The following is a 6,008-nucleotide window of genomic DNA, read 5'->3' as shown; positions in this document are numbered from 1 at the left end:
CTGAAAAGGCAACAACTAGAAGATAGGAGGAGACACATGGGATATGGCATAAAGATACTGGTGAAGGGACCGCGTGCATGCTTCACACGCCCCGAGATGAAGGCGGAACGCGTTAGCTATGATGTGATGACCCCGTCGGCAGCTCGCGGAATCTTGGAAGCTGTGTATTGGAAGCCTGCGATTGTGTGGCGCATTGATAGCATCGAGGTGCTCAACAAGATTCGCTTTGAGACGTTTCGGCGTAACGAGGTGGGGAAGAAACTTTCCTATGATAAGGCGCTGTCATTGTGCAAGGGAAACAACGAATCCTTTTATATAGCAGCATCAGACACAGATGACAAAACTCGTCAGCAGCGTGCCACACTTCTGTTGCGTGATGTCGCATACGTCGTCAACGCCCACTTCGATCTGACTAATCGTGCGGGTGTGGACGACACGGTTGAGAAGCACTACAACATCGCCCTGCGCCGTCTGCGCAAAGGACAGTGTTTCAACCAGCCCTACCTTGGATGCAGGGAGTTCTCTGCAGAGGTCTCATTGGTTGAGGAGGGGAAGAATGTTCCTCCCTCTGCGTATGCGGACGTCTTGGAGAAGGACTTCGGTTTCATGCTCTATGACCTTGATTTCACGGATATAGAGCATCCTGAGCCCAAGTTCTTTCGTGCCGTCATGCGGAGTGGTGTTATTGATGTCTCCGCAATTGCGCGGGAGGCGATCGGATGATTATCAAAGATCTCTATGACCTCTATGAGCGCTATGTCGCAGACCCTGAGATGCAGAGCGAGGTACCTCTTGAGGGCATGAGTGTTGAGAAAGTATTCTGGGAGATTGTCCTTTCGGAAGATGGTGAACTGAAGAACGTCCGCTCTTTGTCATGGGGGGATGGGAAAAACGGCAATGAGTATAGGGTCATGCACGTACCCCGACCGTTAAATGAACGACGGAGCTCAGATGTTACGCCATATTTTCTTTGTGATACTGCAGAATATCTGTTTGGGTTGGGTGGCGCTAAGAAAAAACATAGTAAATCGCGTGAGCTGCACGAAAATGTGCTCAAGGGTTGCAATGATTTTGCGGCTGATGCCGTGCGTAGGTTTTTCTCACAAAATCTTCCGATGGGGGAGTGGGATGCAAAGCGGCTAGAAGATACTCTGTCTTTTAGGAAGGCAAGTAATAAAAGTAATTTACTTGTTTTCTATATCGAGAACTCTGTAGGTGAGGGTGTTTTCGTTCACGAATGCCCGTCAGTAATTGATGCTTGGAACTGCTATCGTGCAGAAAATCCTGAGAGCAACACTATTGGTCAGTGCTCTGTTACAGGTGAGAAAGTGGCACTGGCGCATGTCTTTCTACCACTAACAGGATTCCCTGGGGCTCAGCCCGCTCGCGCCTCACTCATCTCGTTCAACTGCGAATCATTCTGTTCGTATGGTGAAAAGATAAAAGAACATACGATTGGAGTATCTGAGCGAGTCGCTTTTGGTGCGGGATCGACCCTCAGGAAGTTGCTCTCTGACCCAGAGCATAATGTTCGCTTTGGTGATAAGACAGACAAGAGGACTACCAACACAATTTTTGTTTTTTGGAGTGATAGGCCCGCACCTGATGAGGATGCTCTTTTCCGGGCTTTCATCCAACCACCTTCTGAAGATGACGCTACTATTAAGCGAGTTCAAGATGCGTTGGATAATATCAAGAACGGTAATTCCTTCGGAGAGAGCTTTGATGCGAATGTGCGTTATTACGTGCTTGGTATCTCGCCTAATGCCGCTCGACTCTCCGTACGCTTTTTCGAGACTGCTACGTTTGGTAAGTTAGCTGTGTACCATGGTCAGTATCTGCAAGATATTGACATGATTGGTGTTCGAACGACTTCGCTGCTTCAGCTTATCAGGCAATGTGCCGTTCAAGGAAAGTACAAGAACATTCCCTCCACGCTCGTCAACCCTTGCATGCAGGCGATGCTTACCGGCAGTAGGTTCCCCCGTTCGCTGCTCAGCACCTTGCTTTCGCGCATGCGAACGGATCATGGGTCGTACGAATTGAATGGCAAGCCTTATGAGGTGACAGGTCAACGTGTATCGCTCATTAAAGCTTGTCTTGTGCGCGCACGGCGTTTTTCAGGGGTTTCATTAACAAGAGAAAACGAGGTTGATATGTCATTGAACAGGGAAAACAATTCTATAGGATACCTCCTCGGTCGGTTGTTCGCCGTGATGGAGAAGGCTCAGGAGGATGCCGTCAAGCCTGATACTGATGATGAGCTTAATGCGACTATCCGCGACAAGTACATAGGCTCCGCATCGGTCACACCGGCGCGTGTGATGCCGACGCTCATGCATGGCTGTCAGAACCACTTGAGCATTCTGCGCAAGAAGAGGCCTGGTTTGAACTATATCCTTGAGAGGGAGCTTGACGAAATAGTGGGAGGGAAGCTCTCGGACGAACCCTACCCGAGGACGCTTTCCATGGAAGAGCAGGGTGAGTTCTTCATCGGTTACTACCAAGAGCGCCGCGAAGGCTTTCGGAGTTCGCACAAGCAGGATGATGGTGCATCCGACGAGACCACAAGCAACGATTCCAGCGAGAACTAGGAGAATATCATGGCAGAGCCTATCAACAATCGCTACGACTTCGTTTTCTTCTGCGATGTCAAGAACGGCAATCCCAACGGTGATCCCGATGCGGGAAATCTTCCGCGCATTGACCCCGACACCTCACGCGGCATTATTTCCGACGTATGCATCAAGCGCAAGATTCGCAACTATGTTGACCTCATTAAGGGGGAGGCTGTAGATGGTCCGGATGTTGACGAGGGGGAGTTGGGCTACAAGATTTACGTGCAGGAAGGCGTGATTCTTAACGAATTGCACGAGATGGCATATAAGTATTATCAGCACGCCGACGTGCGCAAGAACGTTGAGAGGGACATGTCTAGGGAACTTGAGGCTAGGCTTGCAAAGAAACTTATGAAAGAAAAATTGCTTACTGGAGAAGAGTTCAGGGAGCAACTCAAGAAAGAGATGGCGGAGGATAAATTTAAGAAAGACCTGAAGAAGGCTGTGGATGATTGTATCCAGAAGGTGCTTGTCACCAAGTTCATGTGTGATAATTTCTTTGACATCAGAACCTTTGGTGCGGTTATGACAACAGGTAAGGCAAACAAATGTGGTCAAGTACGCGGGCCTGTGCAGTTGTGCTTCGGCGAGTCCGTTGATCCAGTTTTGCCACTTGAGATGAGTATTACGCGTATGGCGCGCACTAATGATGATGGAAAAGAGCGCGGTCCATTTGGTCGCAAGCAGTACGTACCCTACGGTCTCTATCGCATTGAAGGATTTGTTTCTGCCTCTCTTGCCGAGAAGTCTGGCTTCTGCCAGGCTGACCTAGATCTTTTGTGGGAGGCATTCATGAACATGTTCGAGAACGATCGCAGCGCTGCTCGTGGTCTCATGACTTCGCGTAAGCTTGTTGTCTTCAAGCACGAGAGCAAGCTCGGCAATGCTCCTGCTCACAAGCTTTTTGATGCGGTGCAGGTTGAGAAGAACATCTCCACCGATCAAGAGCCGAGGAAATTTGAAGACTACGAGATTAAGGTTGACGAAGTGGGGCTGCCAGACGGCATAGAGGTGAAGACATACGACTACATAGCACCTTCCATATAGGTAGTCATGTACGCCGACGATGAGCTGCTTGCTCTCTCGGGTTTGCAGCATCTGGCATATTGTGAGCGGCAGTGGGCACTCATTCATCTGGAGCAAGTCTGGGAGGACAGTGCCGATACGCTACGCGGTGACTATTTCCACGAGCGCGTTGATACAGTGGGGTACTCCTGTGCCGATGGGGTGCGGTCCGAACGCAGAGTTCGTCTTGTCAGTCGTACGCTCGGCATATACGGTACCGCCGACATCGTGGAATACGGCGTTGGCGATGCCGGTTCCTTCATGCGACCTGTCGAGTACAAGGTGGGGAAGCCAAGGGCGGAGGACTGGGACCGCTTGCAGGTGACAGCACAGGCACTGTGCCTGGAAGAGATGCATGGTGGTGCAGTCACAGAGGGTGCCATTTTCTACGGAGAGACGAGAAGGAGGGAACGCGTGGAGGTGAGCAAAAAGCTTCGAGATGAACTGAAGAGATTGGCGAGCCATATGCATGTCCTCTTTGAATCGAGTGAGACTCCTCATGCGGAAATGGGCGCGAAGTGCCGACGCTGCTCGCTTGCTGATTGGTGCATGCCGAAGACGGGGGGTCTCAACGTGAGAGACTATTGGGCACGATATGGCGGAGACTTGGTGAACTGACATGAAGCGCCTTCTGAACACACTCTACCTGACGAATCCCGATGCATACCTTCGAAAGAAGGACGACGCGCTCTCGGTGTACATTGAGCAAGAGAAGGTGATGAGCGCTCCCTTCCATCTGCTTGAAGGTGTGGTGTTGTTTGGGCACGTTGGCTGCAGCACTTCCGTGCTCGGGGCTTGTGTATCGCGTGGTGTGTCTGTTTCCATTCTAGACGAGGGTGGTCGATTTCAAGCACGTGTGAACGGCCCAACTTCGGGAAATGTGCTGCTTAGAAGGGAACAGTACAGACGTTCAGTGGATGAGTCTGCATGCCTTCTAATCGCCAAGCGGTTTGTTACCGCGAAGGTGCACAATGCGCGTGTGGTGCTTCAGCACTACGCACGGGACTATCCCGATATGAAAGAGCACGGCGTGGCTAATGTCATAGATGAGCTGAAACGAAGCGGGGATGATGTCCGCCAGTGCGGTGATCTTAACGAGTTGCGCGGCGTGGAGGGGAACGCCGCTCACGCCTATTACTCAATGATGGATGGCGCCTTGCGTAGTGACAGGATTGTGTTTGCTGGGCGTACGAAGCGCCCTCCCAAGAATCCGGTTAATGCGGCTCTCTCATTCTTTTACACGATGCTAAGCAGGGAGTTGGTGTCTGCTTGCGAGTCGGTTGGACTGGATCCTCAGATGGGATATTTGCATGCGTGCCGACCAGGGAGGGCCAGCCTCGCGCTCGACCTCATAGAAGAACTGCGTGCACCTATAGTCGACCGGTTCGTACTTTCGCTCTTCAATCGCAAGCAGCTCGATGTAGGGGACTTCCTTGCAGAGTCCCAGGGTTATCTGTTCAAGGAGGGCACGCGTAAGAAGGTTCTTGGCTACTGGCAGCAGAAGAAGCAAGACCAGATTGTTCATCCGTTCTTGGGAGAGCGTATGCCTCTGGGCCTTGTCCCGTTTGTCCAAGCACAGCTGTTTGCTCGATACCTGCGCGGTGACCTTGAGGATTATCCTGCGTTTCTCTGGAGGTAGAGATGTATGTTTTGGTGACATACGATGTGGCAAGTGGAGGCACTGGCGGACCGAAGCGGCTTCGACGTGTTGCGAAGATTTGCACGCAATACGGGCAAAGGGTGCAGTATTCTGTGTTCGAGTGCTTGGTTGATCCGGGACAGTATGAGAGTATGAAACACGAACTTTCTAACGTTATTGATGCGAAGTATGACAGCCTGCGGTTCTACAATCTCGGGAAAAACTGGAAAGGTCGCGTTGAACACATTGGTGTGAAGGACTCCTATGATCCAGAGGGGTTTTTATGCATTTAGGATAGCTTTTGGCTGCGCGAACTCCAAGCAGTGGCCTTGTACCTTGAGGTTCGCGCATTTTTTTTAATCTAGATGATTAAAAAAATCATTTTTAGATCGCTATACGTTGGAATTTTTTTGAAAGAAGAATATAGTAGTGATGTCAATTCATATTACTGTATAAATTGACAGTCGCGCCCTTCACGGGCGCGTGGATTGAAACCAATCGCAGCCTCCAAATCATTGTGCGTAACAGGTCGCGCCCTTCACGGGCGCGTGGATTGAAACCCAGTCACGACTAGGTACTCGACACCAGTTTTCGGTCGCGCCCTTCACGGGCGCGTGGATTGAAACTCAGCAGCGCATCCATGGTCCTCATCCACATCAGTCGCGCCCTTCACGGGCGCGTGGATT

Annotated in this window: 6 protein-coding genes; all 6 read left to right on the top strand. The window is 50.9% G+C overall.

The window, feature by feature from the left end; all coding sequences use genetic code 11:
• Nucleotides 1-723: type I-C CRISPR-associated protein Cas5c (cas5c, locus tag HMPREF9069_RS03400; RefSeq protein WP_232204032.1), on the top strand; the 723-nt coding region annotated here is incomplete at its 5' end.
• Nucleotides 720-2,594, top strand: coding sequence for a type I-C CRISPR-associated protein Cas8c/Csd1 (cas8c, locus tag HMPREF9069_RS03395; protein ID WP_021625749.1), 1,875 nt, complete (start codon nt 720-722; stop codon nt 2,592-2,594). The genes cas5c and cas8c, both read left to right, overlap by 4 nt.
• Before the next feature lie 9 nt (nt 2,595-2,603).
• Entirely contained in the window at nt 2,604-3,665 is a 1,062-nt protein-coding gene (gene cas7c / locus HMPREF9069_RS03390) for a type I-C CRISPR-associated protein Cas7/Csd2 (protein WP_021625748.1), read from the top strand.
• Between the two features lie 6 nt (nt 3,666-3,671).
• Nucleotides 3,672-4,301, top strand: coding sequence for a CRISPR-associated protein Cas4 (gene cas4, locus HMPREF9069_RS03385; RefSeq protein ID WP_021625747.1), 630 nt, complete (start codon nt 3,672-3,674; stop codon nt 4,299-4,301).
• Nucleotide 4,302: 1 nt separating this feature from the next.
• A complete protein-coding gene (gene cas1c, locus HMPREF9069_RS03380; RefSeq protein ID WP_021625746.1) occupies nt 4,303-5,322 on the top strand; it encodes a type I-C CRISPR-associated endonuclease Cas1c in 1,020 nt (339 codons plus the stop codon).
• A 2-nt stretch (nt 5,323-5,324) separates the two neighbouring features.
• On the top strand, nt 5,325-5,615 hold the full coding sequence (gene cas2 / locus HMPREF9069_RS03375) for a CRISPR-associated endonuclease Cas2 (protein ID WP_021625745.1): 291 nt from the start codon (nt 5,325-5,327) through the stop codon (nt 5,613-5,615).
• Nucleotides 5,616-6,008 lie beyond the last annotated feature (393 nt).

The sequence above is a fragment of the Atopobium sp. oral taxon 810 str. F0209 genome (assembly GCF_000466405.1).
Lineage (GTDB): Bacteria > Actinomycetota > Coriobacteriia > Coriobacteriales > Atopobiaceae > Olegusella.
Note: the sequence above shows the minus strand (reverse complement) of the source record. Positions and strands in the feature narration are given on the sequence as shown.